The organism is Bradyrhizobium sp. Y36, assembly GCF_002531575.1.
Lineage (GTDB): Bacteria > Pseudomonadota > Alphaproteobacteria > Rhizobiales > Xanthobacteraceae > Bradyrhizobium.
This window is the reverse complement of the sequence record NZ_NWTI01000017.1, coordinates 1-20,551: the sequence shown is the minus strand read 5'-3', so window position 1 is coordinate 20,551 and position 20,551 is coordinate 1. Positions and strand designations below refer to the sequence as shown.

The window sequence follows — 20,551 nt, the reverse complement described above, 5'->3', positions numbered from 1 at the left end:
CTCAGTTCAGCGGCGCGGAGCGCAGCTCGTTGGCTTCGCGCGCCGAGACCGGCGTGCCGCGATTGCCCCAGGCGGTGCGGATATAGGAGACGACGGCGGCGATCTCGTTGTCGGATAAGAGACCCGCGAAGGGCGGCATGCCGTAAGGCATCGGATTGCCCTTGGTCCCCGGCGGATAGCCGCCATTGAGCACCATGCGGATCGGGTTGACCGCCGACTGCATCTCGATCGACTGGTTGTTGGCGAGCGGCGGCCAGTGCGGCGGCTTGCCTTCGCCCTGCGTGCCGTGACAGCTCGCGCAGCTCTTGTCGTAGACGGTCTTGCCGAGGCTGATCAGCAGGCTGCTCTCGGTGGTCGGCAGCGTCGAGCTTGCCGGCGGCGGAGGCGAGGGCTCCGCGATGCCCTTGAGGTACACCGCCATCGCCCTGGTATCCTCGTCATTGAGATATTGCAGGCTGTTGTGCACGACCTCGGCCATCGGGCCGTAGACCACGCCGCGCATGGAGACGCCGGTCTGGAGCAGATCGGTGATGTCCTTGATGCTCCAGTCGCCGAGGCCGGCTTCACGGTTGGAGGTCAGGGACGGCGCATACCAGTTCTGCATCGGGATCAGGCCGCCCTTGAAGGCATCCGATTGCGAGGTGCCGCCGAGCGCGTTGATGGGCGAATGGCACATGCCGCAATGGCCGAGCCCCTCGACCAGATAGGCGCCGCGATTCCATTCCGCGGATTTCTTCGGATCGGGCTTGAATTCGCCTTCGCTGAAGAACAGCGTGCGCCAGCCGAGGATGAGCTGACGATTGTCATAGGGAAAGCGCAGCTCGTGCGGCTTGTTCCTCTGGCTCACCGGCGCAATCGAGCGCAAATACGCGTAGATCGCGTCGCTGTCGGCGCGCGTCACCTTGGTGTAGGACGCGAACGGCATCGCCGGATAGATCAGGCCGCCGTCCGGGAAGCGGCCGCTGTGCATGGTCTTGTAGAAATCATCGGCGCTCCACTTTCCGATGCCCGTATCCGGATCGGGCGTGATGTTGGAGGTGTAGAGCGTGCCGAACGGGGTCGGCATGGCGCGGCCGCCGGCGAACAGGCGCCCCTCGGGCGCGGTATGACACGCCGTGCAATCGCCGGCACGGGCGAGATATTCGCCGCGCGCGACGATGTCGCTGCTCATCTCTTGAGTCTTGACCTGCGCCTGCGCGGCCGTCGTCAACGCGGCCAGGGCCAAGAGTGTGATCGACAGTTTCGAGCCCATCATCCGCCTCGTCAGTTGGGCTGGCTGCCGCAGCCGAACGGCAGCGCGTAGGTGCCTTTCGGAACGGGAGCAGGATTGGTGGGCGTGGGCCGCGTCGCTAGCCAGGCGGCCACGGCGGTGACGTCGGCCTCGGTCAGATGGCCGGCGACTTGCTGCATGCAATCCGGCGATTTCGCGGTGCGGGTGCCGTAGCGCCAGGCGCCGAGCTGGGCACTGATATAGGCGGCGCGCAAGCCGAGCAGGCCGGGAATGCCGGGCTGCATGCCGGCCAGTGCCGGGCCGTGACAGCTCACGCAGGCCGGAATGTTGCGGCTGGCATCGCCGCTCGTGGCGAGCAGCTCACCCTGCGCAAGGACCTCCTTGCTGACCTCGCTGGGCGCCGGCTGCGGCAGCGGCGGATGCTCCCCGGCGAAATATTCCGCCATCGCCTCCAGATAGGGATCGGGCAGAAACTCCAGCAGATAGTTCATCGGCGGATATTTGCGCCGGCCGCTGCGGAAGGCGAGGAGCTGGTTGTAGAGATAACCGGCCGGCTTGCCCGCGAGGCGCGGGAAATAGACGTCGCTGGTGCCTTCGCCCTTGTTGCCGTGACAGGGCGTGCAGGCCTCGACCCGGGCCGCCATCGTATCAGGCGGCTGGTTGGCCGTTTGGGCGGTCGCACCATCAATTGCGGCCAAGGTGAAGATCACAGCGGCTGAGGCCGCGGTGCGAGCGAACACGTTCGTCGCCCTCCATCATGCGGGTCCGGTTGATTCCGGATCACAACGTAGAGCGGCATTATTGCGCCAATATTTTCTCGCGCAAGCTCCGAAGAGCGTGATGACGTTTGGCCGCGCCGTATACGCTCGCGATTCTGATCGAATTCGACAAAATTACGTGCTTTGTGAAAACCCGACGTGACGCAGCAGCCTCGCGGCAGTTCCTGCCCGAGTTTTGCCTGGTCACATCGCCCTCCTTTGTCAGGGGGCGCAGGGAAGACCGGATGCCGGCTGGCACCCGCGGTCCACTGTGCGAATCCTGCGTCACAAGAAGCTGCACAGCGGCATACAGGTGTAGCCAGGACAACCCGGCCTTCCCTGCGCAGTGGTTTGACGGCTTATGCCGAGCTCTCCCCGGGGAGCGATGCACTATTGCCCCCGTCGCCTTGCAGATGACTGATGCGCGCGCCCGGTCGGGCAACACACATCACCACAAGACTTGACGCACAGACCCCGGGCGTCAGGACGACACGGTTTTGCCGTACGCATGTCACACCGGTCGTGTGCGCGAAGGTCGTTGCTCACGGTTTTGCCGCCCTGCAATGCCTGTCGCGCCGATGTGACGAGCGCCCACCGCAGCTCACCCCACGTTTCGTGACGATCGCGATACGCCCCTCTGACCGGGGTGAGGTGACGAGAGAATGCGACAAAGCCGAATTTCTGTAAAGGCGAATATTTTTGCGCGAGGCGATTGACCGGCCGGTTGGGTGTTTTGCCTGTCGGGCAACACAAGGGCTTGTAGCCCGGACGAGCGCTAGCGGCATCCGGGATTCACGCGGGCGGTGCTCCCGGGCTGTCGGTCAATGCGTCCAAGGTGATTGCGGCCGATCCCGCCGCGCGCATGGTGGAATTGGCTGTCAGCGCCAAGGTCAAGCCGTCCGATGCCGACGCGGTCAAGCAGCGTGTGCCCGACCATGCGAGCGCGCCGCTTGCGGCAGCGGGAGCCCGGCGGCGACATAACGCGGACCCTGCAGCTTGGAACGAAACTAATTCCAAGCCGCGCGCTATTTGCTCCAGCGCAACCAGATTCCCGGCACCAGCGGCGAGCTTCGCGGCCGATCGCGACGGCATGCACCGTCGCGCGGACACCGGCTCGCGCTCCAATACGTCGGGCCGCAAGAAAAATGGGGCTGCAGTGGAACGTACGATCAACAACCTTTCATCGGGGCGAGGGCGGCCGCGAAACAAAATCCAGGGCACGATGCGGCTGTCGTTGACGGCGTCGGTCCTGTTGCTGCCGGCGTTGGCCGGAGAAGCCTGCCTCGCGCAATCGGCAACGCCTGGCGCGGCGGTCCAGCTCGATCCCGTGGTTGTGGATGCGCCGAAGAGCGCAGCGAAGCCCGCGGTGGCCGCGCACGAGCGGGTTGCGGCACGGCGCCGGGCCGCCAAGCCGCAGCCTCGCAGCGGTGACGGCTCCGGCGAAGCGGCAACGGCGCCCGCGACGGCAGCCGCGTCGGTGCAGGAGCGCTTCGAGGCGCTCGCGGGCGGCGTCGCCCTGGTCAAGCGCGAGGATCTGGCGCCGACCGGCAATCCAACCCTGTCGCGCGCGCTCAGCGGCGTTCCCGGCGTCGTGGTGCAGAACTTCTTCGGCGGCAACGACCAGCCGCGCATCCAGATCCGCGGCTCCGGCCTGCAGCAGAATCCGGTCGAGCGCGGGCTGCTGGTGCTGCAGAACGGCCTGCCGATCAATCGCGCCGACGGCTCCTACATCGTCGGCTTTGCCAATCCGCAGCAGGCCGAGGCCATCGAGGTCTATCGCGGCTACATGGCCAATCGCCTCGGCGCGACCGTGCTCGGCGGCGCCCTGAACTTCGTGTCGCCGACGGGATCGTCCTCGCCTGGCACGCAAGTCGCAGTCAGCGGGGGCAGCTTCGGCCAGATCAACGCGAGCGCGCAGACCGGCGGCAGGAAGGACAATGTGGACGCGCTGGTCCAGGCCGATTTCAGTCGCCGCGACGGCTTTCGCGACTACAACAGCTCCGAGCGCAGCAGCTTCAACGCCAATATCGGCGCCGTGCTGTCCGAGAATGTCAGCACGCGTTTCTTCATCGGCTACACCGATCTCGGCTTCGACGTCGCGGGACCGCTGACCAAGAGCGCGATGGAGGCCAATCCGAAGCAGGTGTTTGCCGGCCCGACCTTCATCCCGCCGTCCACCTCGATCAATCCCGGCCCCAACGTGGTGCGCGACAGGCCCCGGCGCGAGGGCGACCAGTTCGTTCTGGGTTCGCGGACCACCGCGACGTTCGACGCGCATCTGTTCGACATTGCGCTCGGCTACACCCACACCGACGACATGTTCCGCTTCCCGATCTCGTCGGGCATCCGCGCCACGCGGGGCGACGATGCGACCGGCGTGTTCCGCTACGCCTACAAGCCCGACAGCGCAGCTGCGCTGCCGCTCGTGGAAACCACCGCGCAATATTCGGTGGGATCGGCGGACCGGGAGAACTTCATCAACCAGGCCGGGCAGGCCGGGGCCAAGTTCGGCGAGAGCCGGCTCGACGCGACCACGCTCGCGCTTCATACTGGCGTCAATCTTCCGGTCTGGGACCGGATCACGGTGTCGCCTGCGATCGCCTATGGCTATGCCACGCGCGACAATGACGATCTCTATCGGAACGCGACACGGCCGACGATTGCCTACAATCCGGCCAACCCGACCGCGCTGCTGCCGAACGGCGCCGTGCCGACGCAGAGCTCGAGCTATGCGCGCAGCTATTCGGCCTGGAGCCCCAGCCTCGGCGTGACCTTCCGCCCCGTGACCAGCCAGACCATCTTTGCCGCGGTCAGCCGCAGCTTCGAGCCGCCGTCGCATGACGATCTGCTGGCGACGATCAACGGGACCCCGAACAGCAGCGCCGGCCGGCCGACGCCGGGCAATCCGGCGCTGGTCGCCGCGGTGTTCGCAACGCCCGATCTGAAGGCCCAGACCGCCACCACGGTCGAAGGCGGCTGGCGCGGACGCGCCGGCATCCTGTCATGGGATGCGGTCAGCTATTATTCCTGGGTCGACAACGAGCTTTTGAGCCTGCGCGATTCCACCGGCGCGCTGATGGCGGCCTTCAATGCCGACCGCACCACGCATTTCGGCGTCGAGCTCGGCTTCGGTGTCAGGCTGACGGAGCGGCTGACCGGCCGTGTCGCCTACACCTATCAGGACTTCCGCTTCGACAACGATCCGCTGCGCGGCAACAACCACCTCGCCGGCGCGCCGCCGCATCTCGTCAACGCGGTCCTGCAATATCAGGCGACCGACGCCTGGAAGCTTCAGGGCGTGGTGCGCTGGAGCCCGGGCCACATGCCGGTCGACAACATGAACACGCTGTTCGCCGATCCGTTCGTGGTCGCCGACCTGCGCAGCGAATACCGGATCAGCGAACGCGTCTCGGTGTTCGGCGAGATCACCAATCTGTTCAACGCGACCTATGCCGCATCAACCCTGATCGTCGATCAGGCGCGGCCGGACCAGGCCGCTTTCATCCCCGGCGACGGACGCGGCTATTACGGCGGCATCCGGGCGCGGTTCTAACTCGCAAAGGAGATTCAAGATGATTGCGGACCACACGATGCCGCCGGCCGAACTGCCGGGCTGCGATCTCGACGTCGCGAAGATGCCGGGCCACTGGCTGCTGGCCCGGCTCGGCAAGCGCGTGCTGCGTCCGGGCGGTCTTGGCCTGACGCGCGCGCTGCTGCACGGGCTGGTGATCGGCGCCGAAGATGATGTCGTCGAGTTTGCGCCCGGGCTTGGCGTTACCGCACGCATGATCCTGGAACGGGGCCCGCGGCGCTATGTCGGCGTCGAGCGCGATGCGCAGGCGGCGGCGTGGACCAGCCGGCAGCTTCCTGCGAAGGGACATGTCGCGGTCGTCGTCGGCACGGCCGATCAGACGACGCTGCCGGCCGGCTTTGCCTCGGTCGTGATCGGCGAGGCGATGCTGAGCATGCAGACTCAGGAGCAGAAGCGCCGCATCGCGGCCGAGGCGTTCCGGCTGCTTCGCCCCGGCGGGCGCTATGGCATCCACGAGCTCGCCGTGACACCCGACGACATGCCGTTCGGCCAGAGGCAGGAGATCGACCGCGCGCTCTCCGGAGCCATCCATGTCGGCGCGCGTCCCTTGTCCGGCGACGGATGGAGAGGGCTGCTGGAGAGTGTCGGCTTTCACATCGAGGCGGTCGAATTTGCGCCGATGCACCTGCTGCGGCCGCGGCGCCTTGTCGAGGACGAGGGCCTGATCGGCGCGTTGCGGCTCGCGAGGAATCTGCTGCGCGACCGGGCGGCGCGGCGGCGGGTGCTGGGGATGCGCCGGGTGTTCGAGCAGCATCGCGACAATCTGGCTGCGATCCGCGTGATCGCCCGCAAGCCGTAAGCGGAGCGATCAGCCGCGCGGCGGCCGCGGCGTCCGGCGTTTGGCCGCATGCCGGCGCGGCGAGCGCGTCACGCGGGGGCGCAGGCGGGTTACTGCCGCGGCGCGTTTCGGCTTGGCCGCGACCTGCGGGCCGCGAGCCAGGTCCATCAGCATGCGCAGCGCCTCGACCACGGAGCGCTGACGAACGGCGCTGCGGCCGATCGCCCCGAAGCGATGCTCGCGGTGGATGATGCGGCCATCGCGCGCGGCGGCGGCGAAGTGGACGAGACCGACCGGCTTGCCGGGCGTCGCGCCACCGGGACCCGCAATGCCGGTGATGGCAACCGCGAGATCGACATCGGCCCGCTCCAGCGCGCCGACCGCCATGGCGGTTGCGGTTTCCTTGCTGACCGCACCGAAATTGGCGAGCGTGCCCGCCTCGACCCCAAGCATCGCGCGCTTGGCGTCGTTGGAATAGGTGACGAAGCCGCGATCGATGACGTCAGACGAACCGGGGATGTCGGTCAGCGCGGCCGCGACGAGACCGCCGGTGCAGGACTCCGCCGTCGCGATCGTCAGCTTGCGCATCCGGCACAGATCGAGCAGCGAGCGGGAGAGGGCGCGTGCGTCGCTGCCGCCCATGGCCTAGACGCTCCAGGGCAGGCGGATGGTGGCGCTCGCGGTCGCCGCGATGCCTTCTTCACGGCCGGTGAAGCCGAGCCGCTCGCTGGTGGTCGCCTTCACCGCGACGCGCGAGATGTCGACGCCGGAGATTTCGGCGATGCGCGCGCGCATGGTGTCGCGCAACGGGCCGATCTTCGGCCGCTCGCAGATCATGGTGACCTCGAGATTGGCGATGCGGCCGCCGCGCGCCGTGACGCGCTCGATGGCGTATTTCAGGAACTGGTCGGAGGAGGCGCCCTTCCATTTGGGATCGGTCGGCGGGAAGTGCGAGCCGATGTCGCCGTCGGCGAGCGCGCCGAGGATGGCATCGACCAGCGCATGCAGGCCGACATCGCCGTCGGAATGAGCGAGAAAACCCTTGGTGTGCGGCACGCGCACGCCGCAGAGCATGACGTGGTCGCCTTCGCCGAAGGCGTGCACGTCGTAGCCCGTGCCGGTCCTGATGTCGCCGAGTTGGGCCGCCAGGCGCGCTTCCTCGCGCACGAAATCTTCGGGGGTGGTGAGCTTCATGTTGGCAACATCGCCTTCAAAGGTTGCGACCGTCAATCCCGCCCATTCGGCAATGGCGGCATCGTCGGTGAAATCCGAGCGTCCATCCTTTGCCGCGCGACGATGCGCCTCGAGGATGACGTCGAAACGAAAGGATTGCGGCGTCTGCGCGATTCGCAAACGGGCCCGGTCCGGCGTGTCCTCGACGTCGCCGCCCGCGCCGGTGACCTTGATGGTGTCGGTGACGGGAACGACGGGGATCGCAGCGCCGGTGCGGGTTGCGGCCTCGATCGCGCGCGAGATCACGCCGGCCGAGACGAAGGGGCGGGCGGCGTCGTGGATCAGCACGATATCGGGCTTGTGCCTGGCGAGCGCTTCAAGGCCGGCGAGCACCGAGGCCTGACGCGTGGCGCCGCCGTTGGTCGGCGGCTCGTGCTTCAAGCCTGCGACCGCGGCCGTGAACATGGCGCTGTCGTCGGGGTTCACCACGGGCTGGACCGCAAACACGTCCGCGTGGCGGCTGAAGGCTTCCATGGCGCGGTAGATCACGGGCACGCCGCCGATCTCGCGATATTGCTTCGGCCCGCCGGCGCCGGCACGCAGTCCACGCCCGGCTGCGACGAGGACGACCGCGGTGCGCTGTGATTTCGCCATAGGACTCGAATACTCAGTTGGTGATGGAGAGTCGGGGAGTGGGGTGATTGCCGCATGCCTCTAGCACGGCAGGCCCGCAAAAAAAGGGGGTTTCCCCGGATTGTTGGAAACAGCATTTTGCTGCACTGCACTTGAAAGATTTGCGGACTTGTCTAAACTGTAGGCATGACGCTTGACTGCACAAGAATTGTGCGCAAGATAGGTCGTGGCAGGCGCGATGAGGCCCTGCCCAGGCAACGAGACCCCCGTGACCGGTTCGGCAGTATCCGGCTCTAAGCCGTTGAAAATTGGCGATATTGACGTCGCCACCCCGGTCTTCCTGGCGCCGATGTCGGGGGTGACGGACTCGCCCGTCCGCCGGCTGGCCGCCGAGCTCGGGGCCGGTCTCGTCGTGTCCGAAATGACTGCCAGCGATGAGCTTGCCAACGGCCACCGGATGTCCCGGTTGCGCTGCGAAGCCACGGGCGTCGGCCCGCATGTGGTCCAGCTCGCCGGCTGCGAGGCCCATTGGATGGCCGAGGGCGCCCGGATCGCCGAGGCCGAGGGCGCCGATATCATCGACATCAACATGGGCTGTCCGGCCCGCCACGTCACCGGTGGCCAGTCCGGCTCGGCCTTGATGCGCGACCTCGACCATGCCGTCAGCCTGATCGATGCGACCATCGCGGCGGTGAAGGTGCCGGTGACGCTGAAGATGCGGCTCGGCTGGGACGACCGCACGCGTAACGCGCCGGAGCTGGCGCAGCGAGCGGAAGCGGCCGGCGTCAGGCTCGTCACGGTCCACGGCCGCACCCGCAGCCAGTTCTACAAGGGCGAGGCCGATTGGGATGCGATCCGCGCGGTGCGCGAGGCGATCTCGATTCCGCTCGTCGTCAATGGCGACATCACGACTTACGAGAAGGCGCTCGCGGCGCTCGAGGCCTCCGGCGCCGACGCCGTGATGATCGGCCGCGGCGCGCAGGGCCAGCCCTGGTTGCCCGGCCAGATCGGCCGCCGCCTGACGGGCGGGGCCGAGGAGGCGACGCCCTCGCTCGAAACCCAGCTGCATTATGTCCAGACGCTCTATGAGGGCGTCTGCGCGCTCTATGGTCTGCGCGTTGGCCTCAAGCACGCCCGCAAGCATCTCGGCTGGGCGCTCGACGTCGCTGCAGAGGCAAGCGGCGCTTCCGTCGAGAAGCTGAAGGGGTGGCGGAAGACGATCCTCACCTCGGAGGATCCGCGCCTCGTTCGCCAGTCGCTGCAGGATGCCTTCGACGATTTCGCATGGAGCGCTGCTGCATGAGCTCAGCCGCTGAACATCGCCGGGTGTCCGACAGCGACGCGATGCTGGATGCCTTGCCCAATCCCGTGCTCATGATCGGGCCGGACGGCAAGATCGTCGCGGCCAATATCGCAACCGAAGCCTTCTTCGATATCTCGACCCAGTTCCTGAAGCGGCAATCGTTGAAGGAGCTGGTGCCGTTCGGCAGCCCGTTGCTGGCGCTGATCGACCAGGTGCGCTCCTCGAACTCGCCCGTCAACGAGTACAAGGTCGATCTCGGCACGCCGCGCATGGGCGGCGACCGCCAGGTCGATCTGCACGTCGCCCCGCTCACCGAGCGGCCCGGCCATATCGTGGTGATGCTGCAGGAACGCACCATCGCCGACAAGATGGACCGCCAGCTCACCCATCGCAGCGCCGCGCGCTCGGTGATCGCGCTGGCCGCGATGCTGGCGCACGAGATCAAGAACCCGCTCTCCGGCATCCGCGGCGCGGCGCAGCTGCTGGAGCAGCAGGCCTCGTCCGAGGACCGCATGCTGACGCGGCTGATCTGCGACGAGGCCGACCGCATCGTGACGCTGGTCGACCGCATGGAGGTGTTCGGCGACGAGCGCCCCGTGGTGCGCGGCCCCGTCAACATCCATTCCGTGCTCGACCACGTGAAGCGGCTGGCGCAGTCCGGCTTTGCCCGCAACATCCGCTTCATCGAGGATTACGATCCCTCGCTGCCGCCGGTGCTGGCGAACCAGGACCAGCTCATTCAGGTGTTCCTCAATCTCGTGAAGAACGCCGCCGAAGCCCTGATCGACGTCCCCGACGCCGAGATCCAGCTCACCACCGCGTTCCGCCCCGGCGTGCGCCTGTCAGTCCCCGGTCAAAAATCCCGGGTATCGTTGCCGCTCGAATTCTGCGTGAAGGACAACGGACCAGGCGTGCCGGACGATCTTCTGCCCAATCTGTTCGACCCCTTCGTGACCACCAAGCAGACCGGCTCGGGCCTAGGTCTTGCGCTGGTCGCCAAGATCGTCGGCGATCACGGGGGCATCATCGAATGCGAATCTCAGCCGCGCAAAACCACCTTCCGCGTGCTGATGCCGATGTATTCCACATCGGCGAAACATGCCGATCAAAGCAGTCGCGCCGACTCTGCCGGGAAGCCGTCGCCTGCGTCACAGGGGGCGAAATGAGGATTAACGATGCCCGCAGGTAGCATTCTCGTAGCCGATGACGACACCGCCATCCGCACCGTACTCAATCAGGCACTGTCCCGCGCCGGCTACGAAGTACGGCTGACCGGCAATGCCGCGACGCTGTGGCGCTGGGTCAGCCAGGGCGAGGGCGATCTCGTCATCACCGACGTGGTGATGCCCGACGAGAACGCGTTCGACCTGTTGCCGCGGATCAAGAAGATGCGGCCGAATCTGCCCGTGATCGTCATGAGCGCACAGAACACGTTCATGACGGCGATCCGCGCATCCGAGCGGGGCGCGTATGAATATCTGCCAAAGCCCTTCGACCTGAAGGAGCTGATCGCCATCGTCGGCCGCGCGCTCGCCGAGCCGAAGGAGCGCGTCTCGACGCCGGACGAGGACGCCGAGATGGAGGCGATCCCGCTGGTCGGCCGCTCGCCAGCGATGCAGGAAATCTACCGCGTGCTGGCGCGCCTGATGCAGACCGACCTCACCGTGATGATCACGGGCGAGTCCGGCACCGGCAAGGAGCTGGTGGCGCGCGCGCTGCACGATTACGGCAAGCGCCGCAACGGCCCGTTCGTCGCGGTCAACATGGCGGCGATCCCGCGCGACCTCATCGAATCCGAGCTGTTCGGCCATGAGCGCGGCGCCTTCACCGGGGCCAACACCCGCGCCTCCGGCCGGTTCGAGCAGGCCGAAGGCGGCACGCTGTTCCTCGACGAGATCGGCGACATGCCGATGGAGGCGCAGACGCGCCTGCTGCGCGTCCTGCAGCAGGGCGAATACACCACGGTCGGCGGCCGCACCCCGATCAAGACCGACGTGCGCATCGTCGCCGCCTCCAACAAGGACCTGCGCGTCCTGATCCAGCAGGGCCTGTTCCGCGAAGATCTGTTCTTCCGCCTCAACGTCGTGCCGCTGCGGCTGCCCCCGTTGCGGGAGCGTATCGAGGATCTGCCCGATCTCATCCGGCACTTCTTCGCGCTGGCCGAGAAGGACGGTCTGCCGCCGAAGAAGCTCGACGCACTGGCGCTGGAGCGGCTGAAGCAGCACCGGTGGCCCGGCAACGTGCGCGAGCTGGAGAACCTCGCCCGGCGTCTTGCCGCACTCTATCCGCAGGACGTGATCACGGCCTCCGTCATCGACGGCGAGCTGGCGCCGCCTTCGGTCAGCCCCGGCGCCGCGGTCCAGCAGGGCGTCGACAATCTCGGCGGTGCCGTGGAGGCCTATCTCTCATCGCACTTCCAGGGTTTCCCGAACGGCGTGCCGCCGCCGGGCCTGTATCACCGCATCCTCAAGGAGATCGAGGTGCCGCTGCTGACGGCCGCGCTTGCCGCTACCCGCGGCAACCAGATCCGCGCCGCGGATTTGCTCGGCCTCAACCGCAACACGCTGCGCAAGAAGATCCGGGATCTCGACATCCAGGTCTATCGCAGCGGGGGCTAAACTCGCGCAACGAACGCATTTGCGCTGGCGACAAACGCCAACGCGTTTGCGCCGGGGTGGCTCAGCTCCCCCTACCAAAGCGGAGCTGAGCCTGTCCGGATCACGCTGGCCGTCGTGGCTGGCGCGGTGAGCAGAAGTCGGATGGGGCCGAAATGTTCCGCGCGCACACACGCATGGGACATTTGGGCGCGGCGATCGGATTACCTGACGAGCCGTCCTGCGGGCAGGGCGCGCGCGACGTCGGCTGTCGGCTCCTGGAACGCGGGCCCATTGACCATGAGGTCGGCGGCCACGATCAGCAGCAGAACGGCAGAGACCATCATCGCGAGGAAGAACCTGTCCATGCCGGTCAAGCCGCGGCGACGGAATTCCGTTCCCGCAGGCGAGGTCTGCCAGCAGAGCCGGCTGTGGATTGCATTGCTGCGCGGCGGGGGTCACGCCGCGGAATTGTCGCAATTCGGCAACAATGTGGTACGAATACATCAGTATCCGCCCCCGTCGCGGACCCGTTTTCAGCAACACCATTGCCGGAATGACCAGCGCAGAGACCTCGGCCGCACACTTTGACACGGCCCCAGCAGAAGAGCCCCGGCGTTGGTCGGCACGGCGCTGGCTGGCGCCCTTTGCCGTGGCACTGGCGCTGGGGTCGGCGCTCCTGACTTTCCTGGTCCTGACCGGCCTCACCACGATCGAGCCGACGCCCGAGGTGGTCCGCTCGTTCTACCTGATCAACGCGACCACGATCCTGCTGCTGGTCGTGATCATCGTCCGCGAGCTCTGGCAGCTGATCCTGGCGCGGCGGCGGGGCAGGGCGGCGGCGCGCCTCCATGTCCAGATCGTCAGCCTGTTCTCGATCGTGGCGGTGCTGCCGGCGGTGCTGGTCGCGGTCGTCGCCAACGTCACCATCGAGCGCGGCCTCGACCGGTTGTTCTCCGGCCCGACCAAGGAGGTGATCCAGAATTCGCTGACGATCGCGCGCGCCTATATGCAGGATCATGCGCAGCTGATCCGCGGCGACATTCTCGGCATGGCCAACGACATCGCGCACGCCCGGCCGCTCTACGACCAGGATCGTCGCTCCTTCCGTGAGATGCTGACCGCCAGCGCCGGCTCGCGCAACCTGCCGGGCGCGATGATCATCGACAAGAACACCAACATCCTGGAATCCGCCGATACCGGCATGCGGCTCGCTTATTCGCCGCCGGCGCCCGACTTCCTCAGCAACGTCAACGAGAGCGAGCCCGAGATCGCGGTGCTGCCGGACGCGAGCTTCGTCGCCGCGGTGATCCGACTGCGCGCCTTCAACGACACCTTCCTCTACGTCGCTCGCCCGCTCGATCCGAATGTCGTTGCCCAGCTCAAGCAGACCGAGGTCAGCGTCGCCGAATACGCCCAGATCGAGTCGCGCCGGCTCGGCATCCAGGTCGCCTTCGCGCTGATGTTCGCAGTGATCGCGCTGACCATCCTGATGGCCTCGGTGCTGCTCGGCCTCAACTTCGCCAATTCGCTGGTCTCGCCGATCCGGCGGCTGATGAATGCGGCCCACACCGTTTCGACCGGCGACCTCCACGTCCAGGTGCCCGTGCACCAGTCGGAAGGCGATCTCGCCCAGCTCGGTGAGACCTTCAACAAGATGACGCAGGAATTGCGCAGCCAGCGCGACGAGCTCGTCAACGCCAGCGACCTCATCGACAGCCGCCGCCGCTTCATCGAGGCCGTGCTGTCCTCGGCGAGCGCCGGCATCATCGGCGTCGATGCCTCCGGCAGCGTCGGCATCTTGAACCGTTCCGCCGAGAAGCTGATCGGGCACGCCGAATCCGAGACGCTCGGCCATCCGCTCTCGGACGTGCTGCCGGAGCTCGACGAGATGATGAAGGCGGCGCGGGAAGGGACCCAGCGTCTGGTGCAGGGCCAGATCACGATCACCCGCGACGGCACCGAGCGCAACCTCTCGGTCCGCGTCAGCGCCGAGAAGAACCAGCCGCATGACAGCTACATCATCACGCTCGACGACATCACCGAGCTGGTGTCGGCGCAGCGCACCTCGGCCTGGGGCGACGTTGCGCGCCGCATCGCCCACGAGATCAAGAACCCCCTGACGCCGATCCAGCTGTCCGCGGAGCGCATCCGCCGCAAGTTCGGCAAGGACATCACCGAGGCCAAGGACAAGCAGATCTTCGAGCAGTGCACCGACACCATCGTGCGCCAGGTCGACGACATCAGGCGCATGGTCGACGAGTTCTCGCGCTTTGCCCGGATGCCCAAGCCCGTAATGGAGGGCGAGGACGTCGCCGACACCGTGCGGCAGGCGGTGTTCCTGATGAAGGTCGCCCATCCCGAGATCGATATCGAGGCCGAGTTCAGGCAGGATCCGCTGCGAGCCCAGTTCGACCGGCGGCTGATCTCCCAGGCTGTCACCAACATCGTCAAGAACGCCACCGAGGCAATCGAGCAGGTGCCGCCGGAGGAACTCGGCAAAGGCCGCATCGACGTCGTCGTGTCGCGCGAGGGCGAGGACGTGCTGATCGACGTGATCGACAACGGCATCGGCCTGCCCAAGGTCGCGCGCTCGCGGCTGCTCGAGCCCTATGTGACGACCCGGGCCAAGGGCACCGGCCTTGGCCTTGCAATCGTCGGTCGCGTGCTGGAAGACCATGGCGGGCGGATCGAGCTGAAGGATGCGTCCGACTTCCGCGAGGGCCAGCGCGGGGCCTGGATGCGAATGCGCTTTGCGGTCACCGGGCAACCCGCCAAGTCCGAAGGGGCCGCCGAGTCGGCACCGGTAGCCAAGGACGTCACCAGGGAAGCGGTGGCAGAGCCGGCAAAGGACGCGGCGCCGGAAACAAAAGAGCCGGCGGCCGAAACCAAAGAGCCGGCTGAAATGACTAATGATTCAACGAAAATCGAAGCCTCAACGGGCATCTGACAAGACAGGCGCAACCCATGGCTAGTGAAATTCTGATTGTCGACGACGAGGCCGATATTCGCGATCTCGTCGCAGGCATTCTCGAGGACGAGGGTTTTGTCACGCGCACCGCGCGCGATAGCGACTCCGCACTGGCTGAAATCGCCAACCGGCGGCCGCATCTGGTGTTCCTCGACATCTGGCTGCAGGGCTCCAAGCTCGACGGCTTGCAGCTCCTGGAGCAGGTCAAGAAGGACAACGCCGACCTGCCGGTGGTGATGATCTCCGGCCACGGCAACATCGAGACCGCGGTCGCCGCGATCAAGCGCGGCGCCTATGACTTCATCGAGAAACCGTTCAAGGCCGATCGCCTGATCCTGGTCGCGACCAGGGCATTGGAGAACTCGCGGCTGAAGCGCGAGGTCAAGGAGCTGAAGCAGCTCGCGCCGAGCGCAAGCTCGCTCGTCGGCCGCTCGCCCAGCATGAACCAGCTGCGCCAAACCATCGAGCGCGCGGCCAAGGCCAACAGCCGCATCCTGATCGTCGGCCCCGCCGGCGCCGGCAAGGAATTGACCGCGCGCACGCTGCACACCGCCTCGGGCCGCGCCGACGGTCCCTTCGTCGTCATCAATGCCGCTGCGATCACGCCCGAGCGCATGGAGCACGAGCTGTTCGGCGTCGAGCAGTCCAACGGCGAGCAGCCGCGCAAGCCCGGCGCGCTCGAGGAAGCCCATGGCGGCACGCTGTTCATCGACGAGATCGCGGACATGCCGCGCGAGACCCAGAACAAGATCCTGCGCGTGCTGGTGGAGCAGTCGTTCCAGCGCGTCGGCGGCACCGCCAAGGTGCAGGTTGACGTGCGCATCATCTCCTCCACCGCGCGCAATCTCGAAGAGGAGATCGCGGCGGGCCGTTTCCGTGAGGACCTCTATCATCGGCTCTCGGTGGTGCCGATCCGCGTGCCCGCGCTGTCGGAACGGCGCGAGGACATCCCGGAATTGATCGACTATTTCATGGAGCAGATCTCGGCCGGCAGCGGCCTGCCCAAGCGGCAGATCGGGCAGGACGCGATGGCGGTGCTGCAATCGCATGTCTGGCCGGGCAACGTGCGCCAGCTCCGCAACAACGTTGAAAGAGTCATGATTCTGGCCGCCGGCGGCCCGGAGGTGATCATCACCGCCGACATGTTGCCGCAGGACGTCGGCTCGATGGTGCCGGCGATGCCGACAAGCAACAATGGCGAGCACATCATGGGCCTGCCGCTGCGTGAGGCGCGCGAAGTGTTCGAGCGCGACTATTTGATTGCACAGATCAGCCGTTTTTCAGGAAATATTTCTCGCACGGCCGAGTTCGTTGGCATGGAACGGTCGGCGCTGCATCGAAAGCTGAAGGCGCTCGGTGTCGGCTAGGGCGCTTTCGAGCCAAGCGGGCCCCACGTCGTGCAAGGAAAGAGACGTCAAAACAAGACTCTAGCACCGCGACATGGCGCCAGCACCTTAAGGATGAGCGGGGAAAAGCATCGATTTCCGTAGTTTTTCGGGGCAATACGGCAGGGCCTGGCACGTGAAGCAGCTTGCCTAAAAGGTTCACCTGTCCTCTAATCGCACAGCTGTTCCTTCCGAGGGGGATCTCATGAAGGAACGGCAACCGGGAGAGGCCCCGAACCTCACAAGAGGGCCGCAACCGGCGCAAGAAAAAGAAACTCAAAGCGAGAAAAAAACAATGGCGGCAGACCGCGCACAAAACCTACAGGACACCTTCCTCAATCACGTTCGCAAAACCAAGACGCCACTGACGATCTTTCTGGTCAACGGAGTGAAGCTCCAGGGCATCGTGACCTGGTTCGACAATTTCTGTTTGCTGCTTCGGCGCGACGGTCATTCGCAGCTGGTCTACAAGCATGCGATCTCGACCATCATGCCCGGTGCGCCGATCCAGCTGTTCGAAGGCGGCGAGGATCAGCCGGCTTGAGAGTGATCTGATTGGAACCCCGGAATTTCGACGGGGATGCCGACCGTCCGCGGTCGGCAGGGGCTAAGCAGACGGGGCGGGTGCTTGTCGTCGGCCCCTATTTGCGGGTGCGCGCCGGCAGTGCCGACGCGCAATCGGAGAGTCATGTTCAGCGTGACGCCGAGGCCCGGCTCGACGAAGCCGCGGGCCTCGCCCGCGCGATCGATCTCGTCATCGCCGACGCCATCATCGCGCCGATCAGCCAGATCAGGCCCGCGACCTACATCGGCAAGGGCAAGGTCGAGGAGATCGCCGCGCTCGCCAAGAGCCTCGACGTCGAGCTCGTGGTGATGGATTGCGCGCTGGCGCCGATCCAGCAGCGCAATCTCGAGAAGGAACTGGACGCCAAGGTGCTCGATCGCACCGGCCTCATCCTGGAAATCTTCGGCCGACGCGCCAAGACCAAGGAAGGCGCGCTCCAGGTCGAGCTCGCGCATCTCAACTACCAGCGCTCGCGCCTGGTGCGCTCGTGGACCCATCTGGAGCGCCAGCGCGGCGGTTTCGGATTCATGGGCGGTCCCGGTGAGACCCAGATCGAGGCCGACCGCCGCCTGATCCAGGAGCGCATCACCAAGCTCGAGAGCGAGCTGAAGAAGGTGCAGGCGACGCGGCGGCTGCATCGCGCCGGCCGCCAGCGCGTGCCGTATCGCGTCGTGGCTCTGGTCGGTTACACCAATGCCGGCAAGTCGACGCTGTTCAACCGCCTGACGCGCGCCGATGTGCAGGCCGCCGATATGCTTTTCGCGACACTCGATCCGACCTTGCGCGCCCTCAGCCTGCCGCATGGCGGCAAGGCGATGCTGTCGGACACGGTCGGCTTCATCTCCAATCTGCCGACCCAGCTGGTCGCGGCGTTCCGCGCCACGCTGGAGGAGGTGCTGGAAGCCGACGTCATCCTGCATGTGCGCGACATCTCGCATGAGGACGCCGAGGCGCAGCAGAGCGACGTCGACGCCGTGCTGCGCCAGCTCGGCATCAACCCCGATGATTCAGGCCGCATCATCGAGGTCTGGAACAAGATCGACCGTTACGACGCAGAGCAGCGCGAGGAGCTCTTGAACATCGCCGCGCGCAGGCCGGCGGATCATCCGGCGATGCTGGTCTCGGCCGTGTCAGGCGAGGGCGTCGATGCGCTGCTTGCCGCGATCGAGGAGCGGTTGGCGGCAAAGCGCCATACACTCGATCTCTCGATCGACGCCGCCGACGGCGCCGGCATCTCCTGGCTGCACCGCAATTCCGAGGTGCTGGCGAAAGAGCTGCACGACGGACGCTTCGACATGACCGTGCGGGTAGACGAGACCAAGCGGGATATCGTGGTGTCCAGGTTCGACGCGGTGCCGCATCCGACGTAGCCCGTCCGGCAGTCAGTCATAGTCCTCCACCCACAAGCACCCCCCGTTTGCTTTGCCAACTACGAGGACACCGAGATCAATGGTGGCGTCAGTCGCAGGACTAAATTGCCGAAAGTCTGATGATCGGCAGTTTGTCAGAAATTGAACGGGTTCGTCGAATAACGCCGCGAACCGTTGCCAGAGTTCGGCTGCACGAGAGGGGCTCATCTCCTTTCCGCCGTAAGTAAGCGATGTGGTCAACACGTGAGTTGCGAGAGCCGCCGCTTCATCGCTCGTGACGATAGTATAGATTTCAACATCGTCTGAAAGTCCGAAAGCCCGTGCGATTTCCGGTGGCGTGACCGGCCCTGGGATCACGCCGCATCGTGTCTTGCCAAAGGGGCGCTCGGTTTCGATCTGGCGACAAACTTCAGGCTCGGGCAAACTCATGGGACCGTTCCTCACGACGGGGCCACCAGTTTCTCCTCCGCCTTTGCCGCATTCCACAGCGCATCCATCTCCGCAAGCGAGGCCTGCTCCAGCGTCCGTCCCTGCGCCGTCAGCGTCCGTTCGATGTAGGCGAAGCGCCGCTCGAACTTCGCATTCGTCGCACGCAGCGCGGCTTCCGGATCGGCATCGACGTGACGGGCGAGGTTCACCAACGCGAACATGAGGTCGCCGGTCTCTTCCGCAATGTCCTGCTTGTTGTTGCGCTCGAGCGCAGCCTCGATCTCGTCGGCTTCCTCGCGGATCTTTTGCAGCACCGCACGAGGGTCGTTCCAGTCGAAGCCGACGGTGGAGGCCTTGCGCTGCAGCTCCATCGCGCGCGTCAGCGCTGGCTGGCCGGCCTTCACGCCCGACAGCAGCGATTTGTGCGCCGGCGTCGCCTCCGGCGGACGGCGCGCGGCGCGCTCGGCCTTCTCCTCGGCCTTGATGCGGTCCCAGACTTCCTTGACGTGGGAGGAGGCGAGATTGCCGTCCTTGTCGGCGAAGACGTGGGGATGACGCCGGATCATTTTTCGCGTGATGGCCTCGACCACGTCCCCGAACGCGAACGCGTTCTGCTCGGACGCCATCTGGGCGTGGAACACGACCTGCAGCAGGAGATCGCCGAGCTCCTCGCGGAGATCGTCGAGATCGCCGCGGTCGATGGCGTCAACCACCTCATAGGCTTCCTCGATCGTGTAGGGCGCGATCGTCGCAAAATCCTGCTCGAGGTCCCAGGGGCAGCCGGTCACCGGCGTGCGCAGCGCCGCCATGATCTCGATCAGGCGGGAAATGTCGCGGGAAGGGGTCATTGCGGGGCGTCTCCAGGGTCCCGAACTTTATGCCAAAAGCCGGCCGCCGTTCCCAGCGCAGCACGGCGGAACGGGTCGATTTCCACCGATTGGCTGATGCGTTCCCCGGTGCTAAAGCGCGGGCATGAGCGACGCATTTTCATCACAGACCGCGCTGGTGCTGTTTTCCGGCGGCCAGGATTCCACGACGTGCCTGGCCTGGGCGCTGAGCCGCTTTGCGCGCGTGGAGACGCTGGGGTTCGAGTACGGCCAGCGCCATGCCATCGAGCTTGAGTGCCGTGACCGGCTGTTCGCCGGCGTCAAGGCGCTGCGCGCGGATTGGGCCGCCAAGCTCGGTGAGAGCCACACGCTGTCGATCCCGACGCTGGCGGCGGTATCCGAAACCGCGCTGACGCGCGACGTCGCGATCGCGATGGGCGCTGACGGGCTGCCGAACACCTTCGTGCCGGGCCGCAACCTGGTGTTTCTGACGTTTGCGGCGGCGCTGGCCTATCGTCGCGGCATCTGCCACATCGTCGGGGGCATGTGCGAGACCGACTATTCCGGCTATCCCGACTGCCGCGACGAGACGATCCGCGCGATGCAGACGGCGCTCTCGCTCGGCATGGCAAGGCCCTTCGAGCTGCACACACCGCTGATGTGGATCGACAAGGCCGCGACGTGGAGGCTGGCGCAGGATCTCGGCGGCGACGGCCTGGTCAACCTGATCCGCGAGCACTCCCACACCTGCTATCTCGGGATGCGCGGCGCGCAGCACGATTGGGGCTATGGCTGCGGCGAATGCCCGGCGTGCAGCCTGCGGGCGAAGGGGTGGCGGGAGTTCGTGGCGGGTAAGTAGAGCCACATGGTCGGTGTCATCACCCGCGAAGTGTTTAGCCCGGACAGATCACTGACGGGTGTTCGGAGACATAGCTGACACGT

At 66.2% G+C, this 20,551-nt stretch carries 17 protein-coding genes; 10 read left to right on the top strand and 7 right to left on the bottom strand.

All coding sequences use genetic code 11. The features are described from left to right. Position 1: 1 nt before the first annotated feature. Positions 2 to 1,252 carry a cytochrome c gene (locus CO669_RS24845; RefSeq protein WP_198964260.1) on the bottom strand — a complete coding sequence of 417 codons (1,251 nt, stop codon included), beginning with the start codon at positions 1,250 to 1,252 and terminating at the stop codon, positions 2 to 4. Between the two features lie 11 nt (positions 1,253 to 1,263). Continuing rightward, positions 1,264 to 1,971 carry a c-type cytochrome gene (locus CO669_RS24840; RefSeq protein WP_097662570.1) on the bottom strand — a complete coding sequence of 236 codons (708 nt, stop codon included), beginning with the start codon at positions 1,969 to 1,971 and terminating at the stop codon, positions 1,264 to 1,266. Between the two features lie 1,240 nt (positions 1,972 to 3,211). Between CO669_RS24840 and CO669_RS24830 the strand changes: the two genes are divergently transcribed. Both CO669_RS24830 and CO669_RS24825 read left to right on the top strand, forming a co-directional pair. Next, positions 3,212 to 5,542 (top strand): TonB-dependent receptor family protein, encoded by a 2,331-nt coding sequence (locus CO669_RS24830; RefSeq protein ID WP_097662569.1) that lies wholly within the window; start codon positions 3,212 to 3,214, stop codon positions 5,540 to 5,542. A 19-nt stretch (positions 5,543 to 5,561) separates the two neighbouring features. Continuing rightward, the gene (locus CO669_RS24825; protein ID WP_245444464.1) at positions 5,562 to 6,380 is read left to right on the top strand and encodes a class I SAM-dependent methyltransferase; all 819 of its coding nucleotides are present in this window, start codon (positions 5,562 to 5,564) and stop codon (positions 6,378 to 6,380) included. Between the two features lie 9 nt (positions 6,381 to 6,389). Here CO669_RS24825 and CO669_RS24820 read toward each other — a convergent pair whose 3' ends face one another. Both CO669_RS24820 and CO669_RS24815 read right to left on the bottom strand, forming a co-directional pair. Next, positions 6,390 to 7,001, bottom strand: coding sequence for a CinA family protein (locus CO669_RS24820; RefSeq protein ID WP_097662568.1), 612 nt, complete (start codon positions 6,999 to 7,001; stop codon positions 6,390 to 6,392). A 3-nt stretch (positions 7,002 to 7,004) separates the two neighbouring features. After that, complete coding sequence (locus tag CO669_RS24815) at positions 7,005 to 8,186, bottom strand: bifunctional 2-C-methyl-D-erythritol 4-phosphate cytidylyltransferase/2-C-methyl-D-erythritol 2,4-cyclodiphosphate synthase (protein WP_097662567.1); 1,182 nt, start codon at positions 8,184 to 8,186, stop codon at positions 7,005 to 7,007. 280 nt (positions 8,187 to 8,466) lie between these two features. On the opposite strand from CO669_RS24815, the gene dusB reads away from it, so the two are divergent. From dusB to ntrC, 3 genes are read left to right on the top strand one after another with little or no spacing between them, the layout of a single operon-like run. Beyond that, on the top strand, positions 8,467 to 9,468 hold the full coding sequence (gene dusB, locus CO669_RS24810) for a tRNA dihydrouridine synthase DusB (RefSeq protein WP_097662566.1): 1,002 nt from the start codon (positions 8,467 to 8,469) through the stop codon (positions 9,466 to 9,468). Further along, positions 9,465 to 10,634 (top strand): two-component system sensor histidine kinase NtrB, encoded by a 1,170-nt coding sequence (locus CO669_RS24805; RefSeq protein WP_097662710.1) that lies wholly within the window; start codon positions 9,465 to 9,467, stop codon positions 10,632 to 10,634. The genes dusB and CO669_RS24805 overlap by 4 nt, the downstream gene beginning before the upstream one ends. A gap of 9 nt (positions 10,635 to 10,643) precedes the next feature. Then, positions 10,644 to 12,086, top strand: coding sequence for a nitrogen regulation protein NR(I) (ntrC, locus tag CO669_RS24800; RefSeq protein ID WP_097662565.1), 1,443 nt, complete (start codon positions 10,644 to 10,646; stop codon positions 12,084 to 12,086). 200 nt (positions 12,087 to 12,286) lie between these two features. Here the strand turns inward: ntrC and CO669_RS36125 are convergent, their stop codons facing one another. Further along, positions 12,287 to 12,430: a hypothetical protein gene (locus CO669_RS36125; RefSeq protein WP_198964263.1), complete on the bottom strand. Its 144-nt coding sequence runs from the start codon at positions 12,428 to 12,430 to the stop codon at positions 12,287 to 12,289. A gap of 188 nt (positions 12,431 to 12,618) precedes the next feature. Here CO669_RS36125 and CO669_RS24790 point away from each other — a divergent pair, with 188 nt between their 5' ends. The 4 genes from CO669_RS24790 to hflX all read left to right on the top strand — a co-directional run bounded on the left by CO669_RS24790 (position 12,619) and on the right by hflX (position 18,353). Next, a complete protein-coding gene (locus tag CO669_RS24790) occupies positions 12,619 to 15,012 on the top strand; it encodes a sensor histidine kinase (RefSeq protein ID WP_198964244.1) in 2,394 nt (797 codons plus the stop codon). Positions 15,013 to 15,029: 17 nt separating this feature from the next. Next, on the top strand, positions 15,030 to 16,400 hold the full coding sequence (gene ntrX, locus CO669_RS24785; protein WP_097662563.1) for a nitrogen assimilation response regulator NtrX: 1,371 nt from the start codon (positions 15,030 to 15,032) through the stop codon (positions 16,398 to 16,400). 313 nt (positions 16,401 to 16,713) lie between these two features. Then, positions 16,714 to 16,962: an RNA chaperone Hfq gene (hfq, locus tag CO669_RS24780; RefSeq protein WP_007591126.1), complete on the top strand. Its 249-nt coding sequence runs from the start codon at positions 16,714 to 16,716 to the stop codon at positions 16,960 to 16,962. A gap of 11 nt (positions 16,963 to 16,973) precedes the next feature. Next, positions 16,974 to 18,353, top strand: coding sequence for a GTPase HflX (hflX, locus tag CO669_RS24775; protein ID WP_198964243.1), 1,380 nt, complete (start codon positions 16,974 to 16,976; stop codon positions 18,351 to 18,353). 12 nt (positions 18,354 to 18,365) lie between these two features. On the opposite strand, the gene CO669_RS35400 is transcribed toward hflX, so the two are convergent. Next, positions 18,366 to 18,782 (bottom strand): hypothetical protein, encoded by a 417-nt coding sequence (locus CO669_RS35400; RefSeq protein ID WP_143278723.1) that lies wholly within the window; start codon positions 18,780 to 18,782, stop codon positions 18,366 to 18,368. Between the two features lie 11 nt (positions 18,783 to 18,793). Beyond that, positions 18,794 to 19,630 carry a nucleoside triphosphate pyrophosphohydrolase gene (mazG, locus tag CO669_RS24770; protein ID WP_097662562.1) on the bottom strand — a complete coding sequence of 279 codons (837 nt, stop codon included), beginning with the start codon at positions 19,628 to 19,630 and terminating at the stop codon, positions 18,794 to 18,796. 124 nt (positions 19,631 to 19,754) lie between these two features. Between mazG and queC the strand changes: the two genes are divergently transcribed. Next, positions 19,755 to 20,468, top strand: coding sequence for a 7-cyano-7-deazaguanine synthase QueC (gene queC / locus CO669_RS24765; protein ID WP_097662561.1), 714 nt, complete (start codon positions 19,755 to 19,757; stop codon positions 20,466 to 20,468). Positions 20,469 to 20,551: the final 83 nt, after the last annotated feature.